Here is a 19,898-nt window from a genome sequence, read left to right on the forward strand (position 1 = left end):
AAACTAAATATTTAATTGCTCCAAATTAACTGTTGGTGCCTTTATGAAAAAACAATAAACGAATATAACTATGCTAAGAAAATTTACGAAACACTTGTTCTTTTGTGTGCTGCTGATTACAGCCGCCGCAACTGCCCGTGCTCAAACATCGGAGATTACGGGAATTGTAAAGGATGAAACGGGACAGCCGCTTATTGGCTCTTCAATTCTTTTACTCAACACAAAAACCAATGAGAAAAAAGGTATTATGGTAAACGCCGATGGGAAGTTTTTAATTTCCGGATTATCTGCAAATGTGCCATACACCATTAGTGCTTCTTATATTGGCTACACCACAAAAACCATCGACAATTATTTACTCAAAGCTGGCGAGCAGGCAACATTAATGATTCAATTAATGCCTGAATCTGCAAATTTGACCGATGTTGTAATTGTTGGTTATGGTAGTCAGAAAAAGAAAGATGTAACCACCGCAATTGCAAGCATTAAAGCCAGCGACCTGGAAAACCAACCGATTAATAATGCTGCTGAGGCAATGGTTGGTAAAATGGCTGGTGTTCAGGTTTCACAAGGCTCTGGAGCACCTGGTGGCGCATTATCAATAAAAGTTCGTGGTGTTGGTACAATTACTGCGGGTTCAAGTCCGTTGTACGTAATTGATGGTGTACCAATTTCTGGAGACAATATTAACACGCTTAACACAAATGATATTGCTTCGATTGAGGTCTTAAAAGATGCTTCATCTGCAGCTATCTACGGTTCAAGGGGTTCAAACGGTGTGGTTTTAATTACCACTAAACAAGGTAAAAATGGCGCCGCTACCATTAGCGCAAATAGTTACACCGGATGGCAGACTTTAGGGAAAAAAATCGATATGATGGATGCTTATCAGTATTCTCAGATGGTTATAGAATCTAGAAATAATACTTATGCTGACGCGATGGATGCGATAAATCGTAGGAATGTTGCAAATGGTAATCCAACTATTGCGTATAGCATTAATGATAGTAATGCACAACGTTTAGTTAACTCTGGTAATAATACAAGTGCTGTTATTCCTTTAGATGTTTTGCCGTATTTATCAGGTCAGCAAGGTTTAACAAATACCGATTGGCAGGATGAAATTTTTAGAACAGCCAAAATCCAGAATCATTCGTTATCAGCATCTGGAGGTAGCGAAACCTTAAAATATTATGCCTCTATGGAATATTTTGATCAGGATGGTATTATTTTAAATAGCGGTTTTAAGCGCTACAGCGGAAGATTAAATTTAGAAGGCACAAAAGGAAAGTTTAAATATGGCGTTAATTTAACCCCATCAGTTATTAAAGAAAAAAGAGTTAATGCAAACGGGCCATATAGCAGTAGCGGTATAGTTGCATCAGCTTTGCATTATTCGCCAATATTTCCTGTTTTTAATGCAAACGGAAGTTATAGTTTTGCTCAAAACTCATGGAGCCCGGGGCAGGTAACAACATTGCCAAATGGTTCTACAATTTCTGGCAATGGAGAAACTCAGGCATGGAATCCCGTTGCTTTAGCAATGCTTCAGAAAGACGATGTGGGCTCGAACAGATTAACTGGAAGTGCATTTGTAGAGGCATCTATCTTTAAAGATTTAAAATATAGAATTCAGTTAGGTGTTGATTTGTTTAACAGCGCTGAGGATATTTTCCGTCCTTCAACTTTTCCATTGTCAAACACGGCAGGTAATCCACCGTCTGATGCATCTGGAAGTTCGAGAACAATAAAAGAAACAAACTGGTTATTAGAGCAAACGTTAAGTTACAATAAAACCATTGGCGACCATAACATTTCAGCTTTGTTAGGTTGGTCTACTCAAAAAGATGATTTAAGCGGAAACTATGCGGTTGCTTCGAGAGGATTTATCAGCGACCAGATTGAATACTTAAACGCAGGAATTGTAACCAGTGGTACATCAACAAGATCACAATGGGCGCTTGCTTCTGGCATTGCCAGATTACAATACAGCTATAAGGGCAAGTATTTATTTACCGGTTCGGTAAGGGCAGATGGTTCTTCAAAATTTGGAGCGAATAACAAATGGGGTTACTTTCCATCAGCTTCTGTAGGATGGCGATTATCCGAAGAAAACTTTTTGAAAGATGTAAAATCCATATCTGATTTAAAACTAAGAGCAAGTTATGGCTTAACCGGAAACTTTAACATTCCAACTTATGGAGCTCAAGGCTCAATGACAAATTACGGCTATGTTTTTGGTGGCGCAACACCTGCAGTTGTTAATGGTGCGGCAACTTATGCACAACCTAATGATGATTTAAGATGGGAAAAAACAGCACAATTAAATGTTGGTTTAGATGTGGCTTTTTGGGATAATAAATTAACCTTAACAGTTGATGCTTACAACAGTAACACTACCGATTTATTACTGAATGTACCGGTTCCAATTACAACAGGCTTTGCTACCGAGCTTAAAAACATCGGAAAAGTTAACAATAAAGGTATAGATATCAATTTAGGTACAACACAACAATTTGGCGCTGTAAAATGGACAGCCAATGCAAATTTCTCTAAAAATAAAAATAAAGTAGTTGAGTTAGGTCCAGGCAATGCCGATATCATTAGAACAGGTTCTGTTGCAAATGCCTATTTCTTAACCCGTGTTGGTGAGCCAATTGGTTCATATTATTTACCGGTTGTATTGGGCGTTTTTAAAAACCAGGCAGAAGTAAATGCATACCCGCACTATATGGATACGCAAGGGAATTTTGATTTGAATACCTCTAAGCCAGGTGATTTTAAATTTAAAGATGTTGATGGCGATGGCGTAATTGATTTAACTAAAGACCGCGAGATTGTAGGTAATTATTTGCCTAAATTCACCTACGGTTTTGCCACTTCACTAGAATATAAAGGCATTGATTTAAACATTGCTATGCAAGGTGTTTATGGTAATAAAATTTTAAATCTATCTCGTAGATATTTTGCCAATAAAGAAGGTAACATGAATAACATGATTAGCTCTTTAGATAGATGGGTTTCTGAAGCAAACCCAGGAAGCGGGCAAGATGTAAGAGCAAACCGTGTAGCTAAAGGGAGCAATGGAACAACCTCAACATGGCACGTAGAAGATGGTTCGTACCTGCGCATTCGTAACATCGCTTTAGGTTATACATTACCCGATGCTTTTGTTAAAAAACTAACCTTATCAAAAGTTAGATTGTATGTGTCGATGCAGAATCCGTTCACATTTACAAAATACACTGGTTATAATCCAGAGGTTACAAACAGAACCGATGCAACTACAAACGGTGAAGATTATGGTGTTTATCCAACGGCAAAAACTACATCTATTGGTTTAAACATCACTTTATAATTCTTTAAAAAGATATCAAATGAAAAAATATATCATATCAATTATAGCATGTGGCTTAGTAATTACTGTTACATCCTGCAAGAAATTTTTAGATTTAAAACCATTAGATTCATACACAGAAAATACATTTTATGTTGATGAAAAAGGTTTACAAGGCGGTTTAGTAAGTTGTTACGATGCTTTACAAACAGATAGTTTGTATGGTAACAATCTACTAACCTTAGGCGAAATTCGCGGCGATAATGTTACCGATAACGACCCGGGTTCCGGTGCTGGTGTGCGAAACTCGATAGAGGTTTTTTCAGAAACTTCTGCTAATGCAATCTTATCCGCTTCCTGGCAAGGACATTACAAAGCCATTTATCGTTCAAATATTATTTTGGATAGAGCTCCGGCAATTAACATGTCAGACGCAATAAAGAACCAAATTATTGGCCAGGCAAAATTTATCCGTGCACTCAGCTACTTTAACTTAACCCGTATTTGGGGCAATGTTCCTTTGGTTTTAACAGTTCAAAAAACTGCAGAAGCCAGAGACAACAGCCGTGCAACATCTGCCCAGGTTTATCAACAAATTATAAGTGATTTAACCGATGCGGCTACAAAATTGCCTACAACCTGGGCTGATGCACAAAGAGGAAAAGCAACAAGTTACGCTGCATCAGCATTATTGGCCAAAGTGTATTTGTACCAAAAAAACTATAATATGGTGGTATCCACTTTGCAGCCTTTAGCCACAGCAATTTATGCAGGTACAACGCTTTCTTTGGTACCACAAACCACAACTTTTCCTAGTGGTTTAAAAACCAGCCGCGATATTATTTTTGCCGTTTTATATTTAAATGGTGGAGTTAGGGAAGCGGTTAATCAAGATAATCGTTACAGAAATAACAACAATACCAATACAATAACTATTCCTCAGGCATTGTTTGAAACAGCAGATAATCGCAGAGCTTTAGTTGCACCAACCAACATCGGACTTCGTCCGGGTAAGTTTAACAGTGCCGTTTCTAACTCAACAGAAATTAGCGGTGATTTTCCGGTATTACGTTGTGCAGATGTTTTGTTAATGTACGCTGAAGCCTTAAACGAGGTTGCTTATGGTAATGCTGAAGCTTTTAAAGCCTTAAATGCAGTTAGAACAAACGCCAATGCAACAAATAAAACGGCTGCTACCTTGCTTACACAAGCAGATTTTAGGGCTGCTGTTTATTTAGAAAGACGTTTGGAATTAGCTTTAGAGGCCGACCGTTGGTTCGATATTGTTAGAACTGCGCAAATGGCAACTGTTTTCCCAGGCATTCCTGCTTTTAGAAGTATCTATCCGGTTCCGCAAACGGAGATTGACAATGTGAATAACAAAAGCGGATGGCAAAATCAAGGCTATTAATCAATAAAATATAAGCTTTTAAGCCGATGCTGTCTTATCAGCATCGGTTTTTCATTTTAAAGGGATTTCCTCAAACGGATTATTTTTTCAATATTTATAACCAAAATAAAGACCAATGAAAAAGCTTTTCTTCCTCTTATCACTATCTTTCTTATTTCTGATAAATGTACAGGCTCAAACCACCGAAGTTTGGATTGTTAGGCATGCTGAGAAAGATAAATCAAATCCACAGGAAAAAAATCCGGATTTATCTGATGAAGGAAAAACAAGAGCCGGAGATTTGGCTAAGTTTTTAAAAAAGGTAGCTTTTGATGCTGCCTTTACAACGCCTTACAAAAGAACAAGGCAAACTTTAGATTCTTTAGTGATTCCAAAAGTAATTGAGTACAACGGCATTAAGGCACTTGTAGATAGCGTTAAAACAAACTACGTTGGTAAAAAAATTATAATCGCAGGCCACTCCAACACCGTTTTAGAAATTATTGAAGCTTTTGGGGGCAAACGCCCAAGGGAAGAACTAACAGACGATGATTATGATTTCATCTTTAAATTAAATGTAAAGGGCGATAAAGCTAAAGTTAAGATGGACCAATTCGGTGTTCCACATCATTTATAATGTTGATTACAATTTTTCAAACGGAATATCCATAATATCGTAATTTTCCCAACCTTGAAAGTCGTAATGCCACCATTCGTTTATTAAAACGTTTAGCTTATTTTTCTTCATAACAGCGATTAAGTATTCACGGTTTTTGCGTACTTCATCGCTTACAGGTTCATAATTTGCTGCTGCTGCTTTCGAAAAGCTATCATAAGGTGTAGCCATTTCCAATTCCTTGCCTGTTTTTAAGTTGATGATGGTTAAATCTAACGCACAGCCTCTATTGTGTTTTGAACCTTTTGCCGGGTTTGCTACAAAATTTTTATCGCTTGCTTTCTTATAAAACTCTACCGTAATTTTATACGGGCGATAACCATCAAAAATTTTCAGTCCCAAACCTTTTTTATTCAATTCTTTCTGAACTTTTTTTAGTGATTCTACAACCTGTTTTCTGGCAAATGCTCTAGCCTGCTTATACATAACCTGTTGCATAAAATTATTTTTTGTCGCATAGCGGATGTCAAGTTTGATATTTGGAATGGCTTTTTTTATCTCCACAAGCTCATTGTTCGGATTGATTTTAATAGAAGCCAGATATTGATTGTATGAATTTACAACAACAAGTTTTTGTGGTGCTTCGGGTTTAGTTTGAGCTAAAGCAGAAAATGAAATAAATAATAGAATGATTAAGATTTTCATTGAAGTTTTCTAAACAAATTTATATGATCCAGTAATTCACATTAGTAGAGCCTAAGCATTGTTTCCGCGTTAAGCTCATAACCGGCCTAACAAATTTTTGGGTAAGTACCTCACAAGCCTCATCACAAACTTAAGTACAAAAATTTTAAGCCGGCAATTTTGTTTCTTTTGTTGTCAAAAGAAAAAAGCCTGTCTGGCCAAGACAATAGGCATCTAAAAACGAATTATAAATGCCGAATACATATTGCTTCCCCGAATTGTCGGGGCAGGCTGTGCCTCGCAATGACGAAATAAATTATTACTGATTAGAAACAACCAATAATTCTAAATCTTTAAAAGGCAAATTAAACATATCAGCCAAGTCTTTATTCGTTACGTTTCCCTGGTAAATATATAAGGCTTCGCGAATCCCCGGATTATTCCAAACCATATTCATTAACCCACCAAACTCGCCAATATCCAATAAAATCGGCGCAAAAATGTTGGTTAAAGCATAAGATGCCGTTCTTGGCACACGCGAAGCAATATTAGGAACGCAGTAATGAATTACATCATATTTTCTGAAAACAGGATTTGTATGGTTTGTAACTTCAGAGGTTTCAAAACAACCACCTTGATCAATACTTACATCTATTACAACTGAATGCGGCTTCATCTTTGCAACGGTTTCTTCCATTACGATACAAGGGCTTCGCCCGTGGCTTGAACGGATTGCACCAATTACAACATCGCAGGTTACAATGGCTTTATTTAAAACAATAGGCTGCATAACCGAAGTAAATACACGGCTATTGCCCAGGTTATTTTGTAAGCGGCGTAAACGATAAATGGAACTATCAAAAACCTTAACCTCGGCACCTAAAGCTAAAGCCGTTCTTGCGGCGTATTCGCCTACTGTTCCGGCACCTAAAATTACAATTTCTGTTGGTGGTACACCGGTAAAACCGCCAAGCATTAAACCTTTGCCTCCGGTTACATTACTTAAGTATTCTGCAGCAATCAGTATTGATGTTGAGCCAACAATTTCACTCATCGCCCTAACCACACTTAAAACATTACCTTCATCGCGAAGGTGTTCAAAACATAAAGCATTAATCTTTTTGTGCATCAAAGCTTTAAGGTATTCTTGCTTTAAGGTTCCGGTTTGCAGAGAGGATATTAAGGTTTGCCCTTTGTGCATTAAGGCAATTTCCTCTAACATTGGCGGTGCAATTTTTACCAGAATATCGCAGTCAAAAACCTCTTTTTTATCATAGGCAATTTTTGCACCTTGCTCTGCATACTCTGTATCAGAAAAATTTGCTGCGGTTCCTGCACCACTTTCCAGTATAACCCTATGACCATTGTTAACCAAAAGCGCTACAGATAGCGGCGTTAAAGCAATTCTATTTTCCTGAAATGAAATTTCTTTGGGTATTCCGATGTTTAGATTGTTTTTTCTATTTCGGGTCTCTAGTGTTGCTTCTTGGGTTTGCAATAAACCCTGACGAGCTATGTCGGCCATTCCTTCGCGTAATCCTGTAGCCATGATTTAAAAAAAATGTTTATTGTTTTAGGTTGTTGAAGATAGGGAAAATCTCTTAATTAATTGATATATAATTCTATCCTTAACTAATCCGAAATATTCTTTGTGTATTATTAGCTATGCTAATATCCACATGTACCAAATTTTCTGGTAATAATTCAGCAACAAGTTCTGGCCATTCAATTAAACAAATTGCTCCGCTGTAAAAATATTCTTCGTAGCCCAAATCATAAGCTTCCTGAATGTTTTTTATTCGGTAAAAATCAAAATGATAAACCGCACCTTTTGGACTTATATATTCGTTAACAATAGAATAGGTTGGACTAGAAACTACATCTTCAATACCCAATTCACGGCACAAAACTTTTATAAAAGTTGTTTTGCCGGCGCCCATATCACCTCTGAAAACGAAAATTTTTTTATCACCTGCAAAATCTAAAAGCTGTTGGGCTGCCTTTGGTAAATCGGCTAAACTGTTAACTATTAATTCCATCTTAAAAAAATAAAGGCAAAAGTAACACATAATTGTGTTGCTTTTGCCTTTAAAATTATCGTTGTGCTGATCTTGTGAAAGATTATTAATTCAACCCTCATCTACACCGAAGCGACGAAATCTTTGAAATTGAACTTTTTTACAATTAAAAGATTTCTTGATTACGCTCCCCTTGAAATGACGACCAGAGCTAATATTTACCTCGGCGAATAGGTTACTACAGGGATAATCATTTCTTCTAAAGAGATGCCCCCATGTTGAAAGGTTTCATTATAGTAATTTACAAACTGGTTATAATTGTTCGGGTAAACAAAGTAACTATCCTCTCTGGCAAAAATATAACTGCTGCTGATGTTAATTTTCGGCAATAAAGCATCATGTGGATTCTTAATTGCAAAAACCTCTTTAGCGTTAAAATTTAAGTTTCTGCCCTGTTTGTATCTCAAGTTGGTATTTGTACTTCTATCGCCAATTACTTTTACCGGTTTTTTAACACGAATTGTTCCGTGGTCGGTAGTGATGATTACTTTAACCTGTTTCTGTGATATTTTCTTCAATAAATCGAACAATGGCGAGTGTTCAAACCACGATAAAGTTAACGAACGATAAGCAGCATCATCATTTGCAAGTTCGCGTATCATCTGCATATCTGTACGGGCATGGCTTAACATATCAACAAAGTTGAAAACAATAGCATTAAAGTCGTTTTTCAACAAATTATTAGTTTGTTCTACTAAATCTTTTCCTTGCTCAAAAGTTAAAATTTTATTGTAGCTGTATTTGCAATCCTTACGTAAACTGCGTTTGATATTATCTGCTAAAAACGCTTCTTCGTGCATGTTTTTACCGCCTTCATCATCGTCATTTTGCCAAAGCGCAGGGAAACGTTTCTCCATTTCTAAAGGCATCAAGCCCGAAAAAATAGAATTACGTGCATATTGCGTAGCCGTAGGAAGAATACTGGTGTACATATCTTCTTCATCTATACGGAAATATTCAGAAATAAGCGGATTGATGATTTTCCATTGATCGTAACGCAGGTTATCAATCAATATAAAAAATACTGGTGTAGTATCGTTAATGTGCGGAAAAGCTTTGGTTTTTAGCAACTCATTAGAAAGTAGCGGAGCTTTATCTTTTTCCTTTATCCAGCCTAAATAATGTTCTTCGATAAATTTTGAGAATTGAGTATTTGCTTCCTGCTTCTGCATGGTTAAAATCTCATGCATCTGTGGGTCATCCAATTTCTCAAGTTCTAATTCCCAAAAAACGATCTTTTTATATACATCAATCCATTCTTCATAATTAAGCTTATCGCTTAAAGTCATTCCTAATCTGCGGAAATCTTGTTGATAAGCCATCGAGGTTTTCTCGCTCACCAATCGCTTGTTATCAATCAGCTTTTTGATGGTTAGCAACACCTGTTTAGGGTTTACAGGTTTAATCAAATAATCATCTATTTTACTACCAATGGCATCTTCCATCAAATTTTCTTCTTCACTTTTGGTAATTAAAACTACCGGCACATCAGGATTTAGATTTTTAATAGCCGAAAGCGTTTCTATTCCGCTCATTCCCGGCATGTTTTCATCTAAAAAAACTAAATCAAAATGCGCTTTTCCAAAAGCTTCAAGGGCATCGTTTCCGTTAGTGAATGTAGTAACGGCATAACCTTTATCATTCAGTAGTAATATATGAGGTTTTAGTAAGTCAATTTCATCATCGGCCCACAATATTTTAGTTTCTTGCATGTTTTTGTAAAAATAGGGTATTAGCGCCTTTATATTTTGGCACGTAAATCAAACTATGAATAAAAATAGCAATTTTTGTACCGTATCTTTCTATTTAACTATTTTTAACGATTGAACAAGAAAAAAATAATTAACGACCCAGTTTACGGGTTTATAAGTATCCATAGTGAACTGGTTTATGATGTAATTTCGCATCCATACTTTCAGCGCTTGCGTTACATAAAACAGCTCGGGATGACACATTTGGTATATCCTGGCGCATTACATACCCGTTTCCATCATGCCTTAGGCGCTATGCACTTAATGAGCCTGGCCATAGGGCTATTAAAAAGTAAAGGGCACAACATAACCGAAGGCGAAGAACAAGCTGCTATATTGGCTATTTTACTGCACGATATTGGTCATGGGCCATTTTCTCATGCACTTGAGCATTCTTTAGTTACGGGCATTAAACACGAAGATATTTCAGCAAAGCTGATGCAGGATTTGAATCAGCATTTCGACGGAAAATTAACGCATGCAATTGAAATTTTTAACGGTACTTATAACAAAAAGTTCTTACACCAGCTTATTTCTGGTCAGCTGGATTTAGATAGAATGGATTACCTAAATCGCGATAGCTTTTTTACGGGCGTAAGTGAAGGCGTAATTAGTTTTGATAGAATTATTAAAATGTTTAACGTTTTTGATGATGATTTAGTTATCGAAGAGAAAGGTATTTATTCTATTGAGAAATTTTTAATTGCCCGTAGATTGATGTATTGGCAGGTTTATCTGCATAAAACCGTTATTGCCGGCGAAATGATTTTAGTTAAATTATTAGAACGGGCTAAATTTCTGGCAGCCAAAGGCGATGATTTATTTGCTGCACCATCGCTAAGTTATTTTCTAAAAAACGATATTAACGAAGAAAATTTCTTTGAGCAACAAGAAAATTTGGCACACTTCACAAATCTCGATGACCAGGATATATATGCTGCGGTTAAGGTTTGGGTTCAACATCCTGATAAAATTTTAGCTGCACTTTGCCAAATGCTTACTTCAAGAAATCTATATAAAGTAGAAATGAGTAATGAAAAGGCAAGTGATGATCGTGTAAAATTTCTGCAAAACGCAACCATAGATTTATTGGGAATTAGTGCAGAAGAAGCCGGTTATTTTGTTTTTACAGATATGATTCAAAACCGTGCTTATAATGCCGGTGTAGGGAACATCAAGATTTTAATGAAAAATAACGATATTGTTGATATAGCTAAAGCTTCAGATTTGTCGAATTTAGAATCGTTGCAAAAAACAGTAGAGAAATATATACTTTGTTATCCTCGTGGCATTTAAGGTTTTTTAACAAAATATTTAGTTTTTAGAGCCGTTTTAAGTCTTATTATTGTGTATTAAATACACTATTTAACCCTTACAGGTTTTTTTGTTCATATCAATTTAACATTTACCTTTGTACGATGCAATTTACTGCCAAGCAGATAAGCGAGTTTTTAGATGGTTCCATAGATGGTAACCCTGATGTAACCGTAAGTGAACTCTCTAAAATAGAAGATGGTAAAGAAGGTTCTTTGTCTTTTCTTTCGAACCCGAAGTACGAAAACTTTTTATATTCAACTCAGGCATCAGTTGTTATTGTTTCAAAAACGTTTAGTCCAACGCAAGAATATACAAGCACATTAATTCGTGTAGAAAATCCTTACAGCTCATTTACTGTACTGTTAGATAAATATAACGAGGCAATGAATGCGCAGGCAACACAAACAGGTATCGATAAACTGGCTTTTGTTCATCCGACAGCAAAAATTGGTAAAAATGTTTTTATAGATGCATTTGCCTATGTTTCTGAAAACGTAGAAATTGCCGATGGCTGTAAGTTAAATGCCCAAACCTTTGTAGGTGCAAATTCAAAAATAGGGGCGAACAGCACATTTTTTCCTGGTGTAAAAATCTATCATAATTCTTTAATCGGTAAGAATGTAATTATCCATTCAAATACAGTTATTGGAAGCGATGGCTTTGGTTTTGCACCTCAAAAAGATGGAACCTATAATAAAATACCGCAAATTGGTAATGTTATTATAGAGGATGATGTAGAAATTGGAGCGAATACTACTATTGATAGAGCAACCATGGGCGCTACAATTATTAAGAAAGGCGCCAAAATAGATAACTTAATTCAGATTGCACATAACGCAGAAATTGGTGAAAACACGGTTTTAGCGGCTCAATCTGGTGTATCTGGAAGTACTAAAATAGGGCCTAATAGCGTTATTGGTGGTCAGGTGGGCATTGCCGGACATTTATCTTTAGCAAAAGGAACCCAAATTGGTGCGCAAGCAGGTATCAATTTTAACATCACCGAAGAAAATAGACAATGGCATGGTAGTCCGGCGCAACCTTTACGGAACTGGATGCGTGCTTCGGTTATTTTTAAACATCTGCCAGACATCGAAAAAAGAATAAACATACTCGAGGAAGAGATAAAAAGGCTTACATCTGAAATCGAAAAGAATACAATAAACAATGAACGTTAGACAAAGAACGATTACTAAAGAAATATCAGCCTCGGGTGTGGGTTTACATACTGGTGCTAATGTTACCTTAACTTTTTGCCCTGCGCCAGAAAATCATGGCTTTAAATTCCAGCGTGTGGATTTGGATGGCCAGCCAATAATCGATGCAGATGCAGATAATGTTACCGATACTTCTCGTGGAACAACCATTACTCAAAATGGCGCAAGTGTTAGCACTGTTGAGCATGTAATGGCTTCATTAGTAGGTATGGACCTTGATAACGTTTTGATAAAATTAGATGGACCGGAAACACCAATTATGGATGGCAGTTCCATTCAATTTATTGATTTACTGGAAGAAGTAGGAACAATTGAGCAAAACGCAGATCGTGAATACTTTACCATCCCACACAATATTACCTATACCGAAGCAGATAGAAAAGTTGAAATTGTAGCCATGCCTTTGGATGACTACCGTTTTACTTGTATGATAGATTACAACTCGCCGGTTTTGGGCAGTCAGCATGCTGGGATTAACACTATTGCAGAGTTTAAAAAAGAAATTGCTTCTTGCAGAACGTTTTGTTTTCTACATGAATTAGAATATCAGTTACAACACAACTTAATTAAAGGCGGCGACTTAAATAATGCTATCGTTATTGTTGATAAAGAAGTAACTAAAGACGAATTAAGTCATTTGGCTAAGCTTTTTAACCGTGAAGATATTGATGTTGCACCTCAGGGAATCCTGAACAATATGGAGTTACGTTATCAAAATGAACCTGCCCGTCATAAACTTTTAGATATGATTGGAGATTTAGCTTTGGTGGGTATGCATTTAAAAGGTCATATTATGGCCGCCAGACCAGGGCATGCGGCAAATGTTGCATTTGCGAAGAAGATAAAAGCGGCAATCAAAAAAGAAAAAAATAAGAAAATTCAAAAAGTGTACGATCCAAGCGCAAAACCATTGTATGATATTGTTCAAATAATGGACATTTTGCCTCACCGTCAGCCCTTTTTGTTTGTTGATAAAATCCTTGAGCTTTCTAAAAATCACGTTGTGGGCGTTAAAAACGTAACCATGAATGAGGAATTTTTTAAAGGTCATTTCCCTGGCGCACCGGTTTTTCCGGGTGTTATTCAAATCGAAGCAATGGCTCAGGTTGGTGGGATTTTAGTTTTAAGTACAGTTCCAGACCCAAGCAATTACCTTACTTATTTCTTAAAAATAGATAATGTACGTTTTAGGGCACAGGTTCTTCCCGGCGATACTATTGTTTTCCGTTGCGATTTACTTGAACCAATCAGAAGAGGCATTGCCCAAATGAAAGGTGTTGGTATGGTTGGCGAAAAAATCGTTGTAGAAGCCGAAATGATGGCTCAAATTTCAAAAGTTAAACAAACAGAACCTGCTCAATAATGATACAACCTTTAGCATATATACATCCCCAAGCAAAAATCGCCGAAAACGTAGTAATTGAACCTTTCGTTGTAATACATAAAGATGTTGTTATTGGCGAAGGTACCTGGATTGGCTCGAACGTAACCATTATGGATGGCGCCAGAATTGGTAAAAATTGCCGTATTTTTCCTGGTGCTGTAATTTCTGGCGAGCCGCAAGACTTAAAGTTTGCAGGTGAAGTTACCACCGCAGAAATTGGTGATAATACAACAATCCGCGAATGTGTAACCATTAACCGTGGTACCAAAGATAAATGGAAAACCGTAATTGGAAGCAATTGCTTAATTCAGGCTTACTCACACATTGCTCACGATTGCGAAGTTGGAAATAATTGTATTTTTTCTAACAGTACAACTTTAGCTGGCCACATTACCATCGGAAATAATGTTGTTTTAGCCGGATTAGTAGCCATCCATCAGTTTGTTAAAGTTGGCTCTTATGCTTTCGTTACTGGCGGTTCGCTGGTGCGTAAAGATGTTCCACCTTATGTTAAAGCTGCCCGAGAACCACTTTCTTATGCAGGCATCAACTCTGTTGGCTTAAGAAGAAGAGGCTTTACTAATGAACAGATTGATGAAATTCAGGAAATTTACCGCGTACTTTTTGTAAAGCATAATAATGTTACCAAAGCCTTGGATATGATTGAGGCAGAATTTAAACCTACAGAAATCCGCGATGAGATTGTGGATTTTATTCGCAACTCTAACCGGGGTGTGATGAAGGGTTTTGGAATGGGAAGCTAACACAAAGCCATAAGGTTTAATTAAAACCCCAAATTATTCATGAGCAATTTAACGCTAGTTAGAACCAATTCAGAAAATACTGATTTTATGAGGTTAGTTGCCTTGTTGGATAAAGATTTAGCGATTAGAGATGGCGAAGAACATAGTTTTTATGCTCAGTTTAATAAAATTGATGCCATTAAAGAAGTTGTGGTAGCCTATTTTGATGAAACTGCTGTAGCTTGTGGAGCAATAAAGCCTTTTTCTGAAACCGCTGTAGAAGTTAAACGGATGTTTGTGCATCCTGATTACAGAAAGAATGGCTTTGCTTTAAAGGTTTTAACAACACTAGAGCAATGGGCTGCAGAGTTGGGTTATACTGCATGTGTTTTAGAAACGGGTAAAAAACAGCCTGAAGCCATTTCACTCTATCAAAAAGCGGGCTACCAAATCACAGAAAACTATGGGCAGTACATTGGTGTAGAAAATAGTGTTTGTATGACTAAATTTCTTTCTAAAGCTTAATATTACCCATATAGATGAATATTTCATTAGATAACTTAGGTAGGAGATTTAACAAGGAATGGATTTTTAGAAATTTAAGCACCGAGTTTAAATCTGGCAATAGCTACGCGATTTTAGGTCCGAATGGTTCTGGTAAATCCACCTTACTTAGTGTTGTTACAGGTAATTTAACGCCTTCTGAAGGGAAAATTTCTTTTACTGATAATGATGAAAAGAATATTGCCGTTGAGGATATCTATAAACAAATAAGCTTGGCCGCTCCTTATTTAGAGCTGGTGGAAACATTTACGTTAAGAGAAACTATAGATTTCCATTTTAAGTTTAAAAATTTTGCCAATGGCGTTGATGCAAAATCCATCGTTTCTATATTGGGTTTAGAAAAATCAATTAACAAGCAAATTAAATATTTTTCATCGGGTATGAAACAAAGAACAAAGCTTGTTTTAGCCTGTTGTTCTGATTCACCTCTTCTATTTTTAGATGAACCAACCAGTAATTTAGATGTGCAAGGGATAGAATGGTACAAAGAACTGATAGAAAATTTCACCAAAGATAGACTTACTATTATCGGTTCAAATCAAATTTCAGAATACGAATTTTGCCAGCAGCACATTCAAATAGCTGATTACAAATAGTTTAACTAGCTTTTTAGCGCCTTGTTTTTGTTGATATTTGTCATCCGTTTGTATTAAAAAATAAATTTATAAAAAACATTTGCTAATTGACAAATAGTTATTACCTTTGCACCACCAAAAAGAGAAGCATTATTTAATTTATCTTTTTAGGAAATTGTTCATATTCTCCGCGTAGCGGAAACAAAATATATAGTCGTAAAAGACAAAAGATTTTTCATAGTTTAGTTTGAGGTTTAGGTTGATTATGCCTTTGGAGTGGTTCCCAAAGGCATTTCTTTTACACGAGGTTTTTAAAACTAATTGCAAAAAAAAATCTCCCTTAATTTTCATTAAGAGAGATTTAAAATTCTACTTCTTCAAGGTATTTTCATACAGTTTAAATATCCGCTTGTATTCATCTGTCCAGCTGCTCGGCTCTATAAAACCATGGTCTTCCACCGGATAAACCGCTAACTCCCAATTGTTTTTACCAAGTTCAATAAAACGTTGAGTTATGCGAACAATATCCTGAAAATGTACATTCACATCCACCATTCCATGCGCCATTAATAAATTTCCTTTTAGTTTATCAGCAAAATAAATTGGTGAGCTTCTTTTATAAGCTATTGGGTCGTTAAAAGGATCGTTCAAAATATTGGATGTATAACCATGGTTATAATGTGCCCAATCGGTAACCGAACGTAAAGCTGCACCGCTTGCAAAAACATCCGATTCGTTAAACATCGCCATTAGTGTAATAAAGCCACCATAAGAACCGCCATATAAACCAACATGCTTAGGGTTTACACCATATTTTTCTACTAAAAATTTCACACCATCAACCTGGTCTGTTAAATCTTTTCCACCCATGTGGCGGTAAATTCCGGTTCTATGGTCGCGGCCATAGCCTGAGCTTGCAGTATAATCTATATCGATTACGGTGTAGCCAATATCCGCCAGTAAATTATTAAACATAAACTCACGGAAGTAGGTACTCCAACCGAAGTGAACATTCTGCAAATAGCCGGCACCATGTACAAAAACCACGGCCGGACGGTTTGGATGTGGTTTATCAGATTTATAAACTCTTGCGTAAACATCTGCTCCATAACGGTTTTTGAACGAAACCATATCCGGTTCTCGCCATTTGTAAGCATTAAATTCTGCAGAGGCTGATTCTGTTACTTTTACTGCTTTTGCACCTGCTTTATTTGGCTGAATATACAATTCACCCGGTTTATTTAGGTAAGAGTAATTAATGGCAACGTATTTTTCATCCGGAGAAAGCGTAATATCATTTAAACCTTTCATGCTTGTAATTTGAACAAGCTCGCCACCGTTTACATTAATTTTAAAGAAATTGGTAATCCCGGGATGTTCTTTATTCGCTTTGATGTAGAAGGTGTTGTGGTCTTTAGAAAGCTGAACAGATTGTACCTCAAATTTGCCAGAAGTGAGCTGTTTTTTATCGCCAGTTGAAACATTAACCACATACAGGTGCGAATAGCCCGTTGCTTCGCTTTGATAGTAGAAACGATTATTATCAATCCAACCGGTGCTGCCCTGAAAAAAACCACTAATACCAGGACCGCCAATCCAGGCTTCATCATGCTGTCTGTCTATCAAATCGAATTTTCCGGTTAAGGCATCTAATTTTAAAATCCAGCGGTCTTTATTGTCTGTAGAAGTAGCAACCATAATTCCGGTACTGCCGTTTTCATTCCACAATGGGCCAAAAAAGTTTACCGGCCTATCTGCATTTTTCTTTTTTATTGAATCTAATTGTTTTGGATAATCCTTGTAAAAATCTGGAATATCCTTAATACCAGGTATGGTTGCAGTTTGTATGGCATAAATGGTATCTCTTTGTGTATCGTAGATGAAGCCTTGTGAACTGTTTTCATTTTCACCAACCTTCGTTCTGCCCGGAATATCTTCAGTATAACCAGAGGCAGTTACATAATTCGGAACGATTGTATTGTGGTTATTTTGTGCTGGCGTAGTTAATTTGTAGGTCACAAATCTACCATCGGGACTAATAACCACGCCATTCAAAAATTTATCATCTGTGTAAAGCGGTTTTAATGATTTCGCATCAGCTGATGATGCACCAAAACGACCTCTACCACCACGAGTAGCACCGCCGCGATTTTCTGCATTTCTTTTTTTAATGATATCGAACAATTCAGTTTGTTGTGCTTTTAACCAACTATCTTGCTCAGTTGCTGCTTTTGATGGCATTCTACCTGCTGCTTTACCTTTAGTGAAGTTGGTAATTTGCTTAGTTTCTGCAGTTTTTAAATCAAGTTGAAAAATATTATCACCAAGTTGATAAGCGATATTTCCATTGGTTAAAAATACAGGGCTGCTTTCGCGTTCCATTGTGTTGGTTAAACGCGTTTCTTTTTTGGTTTTGAAGTTTTGAAGATAAATGTCGCCGCTTTTTTCAATCAAGCCTTGCGATTTATCTTTGTTATAAACATAGTTTAAGCTTAGCAACTTTTCGTCTTCCTTATCTACAGCTTTTAAAGGCTTGGTTGCCGAAGGAGTAATCTTGTATAATTCCTCTTTCGCTTTGTTATTAGGGTTCCAATTAAAGTACAAAGTTTTACTATCTGCCGTCCAGCGGAAATTTGTTGGCGATGTACCCATCCACTTTGGGTCTCGCATTATTTTTTCGACAGTTAGTGGTGCGATTTGTTGTGCAAAAGCATATTCTCCTGTACATAATAGTAGGAAAAGTAAATATTTCTTCATGAATTTGATTTGGATGCTGCAATTTAGATATTGCTGATGCTAAATTTGAAAGGAAATGGAAATGTTACAACGCTTAGGTTGCCACGGAAGCACTGGTTTCTTAATATTAGTAATCCAGGTATAAAAAATATTGCCACGGAAGCTCGGAATACGCGGAGATATCTAAATATAAAACACCAATAATTTTCTATCCCTTTCGTGCTTTCTGTGTTTCAGTGGCAAAAATGTGATTATCTTATCACTCGTCCCGTTCTATCTACGTTTATCTTATCGAATGGTTCTAAATATTCATTCACGATAACTGAAAATTCTCGTCGCGTTAAAATTTTTTTCAAATCATAATTCGATGAAAACTTGTAGTTTTTCTTCCATTTCTTTTCAATCTCTGCTTTGGTGGCATCAATAGCTTTGTTGCCAACGTAGCTAACCATAGAAATAGTGTTTTCTAAATTAACAGGCACATTCTGATGGTCATCGAACCAGATTTGAGCTTTGTAATAGTAATCTTTAATGGGTTGCTTAATTTCAGTATAAGAAACTGCCTTATCCGGATTGAAAAATACTTTTTCGCCTTTTATCTCTGCTTTCAAAATTCCTGTAATGCCTGTTTTTTGAATCACAAGCCAATTAGAATCTGTTATCTTTACATCCTCAAAAGGCATTAATGGCAATTTATAACTTAAAAGTTCACCTTGTATACCTTTTAGGTTTGCTAAGCTGGTTTTTGTTTTATAAAAAGTAGCATAGGCTGCAGTGGCTCCGGCCGCTTGCCCGGTTTCGAAACCATCCGCTTTAATGTAGATTATGTTCTCTTGATTAGGAATAAGTAAACTATAAAGCGATAAGAAATTTGAAGTTCCGGTTATGCCACCAATTGTGGTTCGATAAAGGTTTTCGTTGTAATTTAAAGTGTTAGTTTCTGCTGGTTTTAAGTTCGAAACTTTTAACGCCGGGAGAACTTTTTCAATATTATCAGTAACGATTAAAACCTTTGCTTTAATGCTTTTATCTTTGGTTAGTTTAGCTTCCCATCCACTTCCCGAGCGTTTTATTTCATAATAAGGTGTATTGTTAATCACATCAAAAAGCTTTGAACTATCTGACCAATTTTTAATTACAGCATTTAATATTTGATTGGTTATTTCTGGAAGTGATACACTATCTGCAATTTTTACGATTTTTTTGCTCTTTTTTCGAATGCTTTGATTACCCCGGTGTGCGGAAGATTTTTAATGCTGCTAATTTTCAAACCATCACTTTGTGTTAAAATTATGGTGTTTACGCCAGATTCTGATGCCTGAACACCCGCCGAAAATGCAGCTGTAGAATTTCCCAACACCAAAACATCAGTTTTAATGGTTTGCGCTTGTAATGTGGATGATATGAAGCAGGCAAAAAGAAAAAACAATTTCCTCATTTGTATGATTTAAGATTAGTTGCAATATGGTTTAAATCGATGAAATTTTAATGAAATGATTGGATTTT

The 19,898-nt window shown here is 36.4% G+C and carries 16 protein-coding genes; 9 read left to right on the plus strand and 7 right to left on the minus strand.

The window, feature by feature from the left end:
* Window positions 1-70: 70 nt before the first annotated feature.
* The 3 genes from LUA86_RS00790 to LUA86_RS00800 all read left to right on the plus strand — a co-directional run bounded on the left by LUA86_RS00790 (window position 71) and on the right by LUA86_RS00800 (window position 5,364).
* Window positions 71-3,358, plus strand: a complete 3,288-nt coding sequence (locus LUA86_RS00790) for a TonB-dependent receptor (protein WP_231458641.1) — start codon at window positions 71-73, stop codon at window positions 3,356-3,358.
* Window positions 3,359-3,377: 19 nt separating this feature from the next.
* Complete coding sequence (locus LUA86_RS00795; protein WP_231458642.1) at window positions 3,378-4,748, plus strand: RagB/SusD family nutrient uptake outer membrane protein; 1,371 nt, start codon at window positions 3,378-3,380, stop codon at window positions 4,746-4,748.
* A 115-nt stretch (window positions 4,749-4,863) separates the two neighbouring features.
* Window positions 4,864-5,364 carry a phosphoglycerate mutase family protein gene (locus LUA86_RS00800; protein ID WP_231458643.1) on the plus strand — a complete coding sequence of 167 codons (501 nt, stop codon included), beginning with the start codon at window positions 4,864-4,866 and terminating at the stop codon, window positions 5,362-5,364.
* A gap of 6 nt (window positions 5,365-5,370) precedes the next feature.
* Here the strand turns inward: LUA86_RS00800 and LUA86_RS00805 are convergent, their stop codons facing one another.
* From LUA86_RS00805 to LUA86_RS00820, 4 genes are all read right to left on the minus strand, one after another.
* The gene (locus LUA86_RS00805) at window positions 5,371-6,048 is read right to left on the minus strand and encodes a M15 family metallopeptidase (RefSeq protein WP_231458644.1); all 678 of its coding nucleotides are present in this window, start codon (window positions 6,046-6,048) and stop codon (window positions 5,371-5,373) included.
* A 298-nt stretch (window positions 6,049-6,346) separates the two neighbouring features.
* Window positions 6,347-7,576: an alanine dehydrogenase gene (locus LUA86_RS00810; RefSeq protein WP_231458645.1), complete on the minus strand. Its 1,230-nt coding sequence runs from the start codon at window positions 7,574-7,576 to the stop codon at window positions 6,347-6,349.
* A gap of 79 nt (window positions 7,577-7,655) precedes the next feature.
* Window positions 7,656-8,066: a tRNA (adenosine(37)-N6)-threonylcarbamoyltransferase complex ATPase subunit type 1 TsaE gene (tsaE, locus tag LUA86_RS00815; protein ID WP_231458646.1), complete on the minus strand. Its 411-nt coding sequence runs from the start codon at window positions 8,064-8,066 to the stop codon at window positions 7,656-7,658.
* Window positions 8,067-8,263: 197 nt separating this feature from the next.
* The gene (locus tag LUA86_RS00820) at window positions 8,264-9,817 is read right to left on the minus strand and encodes a PglZ domain-containing protein (RefSeq protein WP_231458647.1); all 1,554 of its coding nucleotides are present in this window, start codon (window positions 9,815-9,817) and stop codon (window positions 8,264-8,266) included.
* Between the two features lie 111 nt (window positions 9,818-9,928).
* Between LUA86_RS00820 and LUA86_RS00825 the strand changes: the two genes are divergently transcribed.
* The 6 genes from LUA86_RS00825 (at window position 9,929) to LUA86_RS00850 (ending at window position 15,677) form a co-directional block, all read left to right on the plus strand.
* Complete coding sequence (locus LUA86_RS00825; protein ID WP_231458648.1) at window positions 9,929-11,152, plus strand: HD domain-containing protein; 1,224 nt, start codon at window positions 9,929-9,931, stop codon at window positions 11,150-11,152.
* Window positions 11,153-11,274: 122 nt separating this feature from the next.
* Window positions 11,275-12,351, plus strand: a complete 1,077-nt coding sequence (lpxD, locus tag LUA86_RS00830) for a UDP-3-O-(3-hydroxymyristoyl)glucosamine N-acyltransferase (protein WP_231458649.1) — start codon at window positions 11,275-11,277, stop codon at window positions 12,349-12,351.
* Window positions 12,341-13,753 carry a bifunctional UDP-3-O-[3-hydroxymyristoyl] N-acetylglucosamine deacetylase/3-hydroxyacyl-ACP dehydratase gene (locus LUA86_RS00835; RefSeq protein WP_231458650.1) on the plus strand — a complete coding sequence of 471 codons (1,413 nt, stop codon included), beginning with the start codon at window positions 12,341-12,343 and terminating at the stop codon, window positions 13,751-13,753. The genes lpxD and LUA86_RS00835 overlap by 11 nt, the downstream gene beginning before the upstream one ends.
* Complete coding sequence (gene lpxA, locus LUA86_RS00840; protein ID WP_010599175.1) at window positions 13,753-14,538, plus strand: acyl-ACP--UDP-N-acetylglucosamine O-acyltransferase; 786 nt, start codon at window positions 13,753-13,755, stop codon at window positions 14,536-14,538. Before LUA86_RS00835 ends, lpxA begins: the two co-directional genes overlap by 1 nt.
* Before the next feature lie 39 nt (window positions 14,539-14,577).
* On the plus strand, window positions 14,578-15,042 hold the full coding sequence (locus LUA86_RS00845; protein ID WP_231458651.1) for a GNAT family N-acetyltransferase: 465 nt from the start codon (window positions 14,578-14,580) through the stop codon (window positions 15,040-15,042).
* Between the two features lie 14 nt (window positions 15,043-15,056).
* Window positions 15,057-15,677 carry an ABC transporter ATP-binding protein gene (locus LUA86_RS00850; RefSeq protein ID WP_231458652.1) on the plus strand — a complete coding sequence of 207 codons (621 nt, stop codon included), beginning with the start codon at window positions 15,057-15,059 and terminating at the stop codon, window positions 15,675-15,677.
* Window positions 15,678-16,025: 348 nt separating this feature from the next.
* Here LUA86_RS00850 and LUA86_RS00855 read toward each other — a convergent pair whose 3' ends face one another.
* The 3 genes from LUA86_RS00855 to LUA86_RS00865 form a co-directional block, all read right to left on the minus strand.
* Window positions 16,026-18,413 carry a prolyl oligopeptidase family serine peptidase gene (locus tag LUA86_RS00855; RefSeq protein WP_231458653.1) on the minus strand — a complete coding sequence of 796 codons (2,388 nt, stop codon included), beginning with the start codon at window positions 18,411-18,413 and terminating at the stop codon, window positions 16,026-16,028.
* A 230-nt stretch (window positions 18,414-18,643) separates the two neighbouring features.
* Complete coding sequence (locus tag LUA86_RS00860; RefSeq protein ID WP_231458654.1) at window positions 18,644-19,492, minus strand: hypothetical protein; 849 nt, start codon at window positions 19,490-19,492, stop codon at window positions 18,644-18,646.
* 92 nt (window positions 19,493-19,584) lie between these two features.
* The gene (locus LUA86_RS00865; protein WP_231458655.1) at window positions 19,585-19,830 is read right to left on the minus strand and encodes a hypothetical protein; all 246 of its coding nucleotides are present in this window, start codon (window positions 19,828-19,830) and stop codon (window positions 19,585-19,587) included.
* Between the last annotated feature and the right edge of the window lie 68 nt (window positions 19,831-19,898).

Origin of the sequence: Pedobacter sp. Leaf132 (assembly GCF_920984695.1) — a bacterium.
Lineage (GTDB): Bacteria > Bacteroidota > Bacteroidia > Sphingobacteriales > Sphingobacteriaceae > Pedobacter.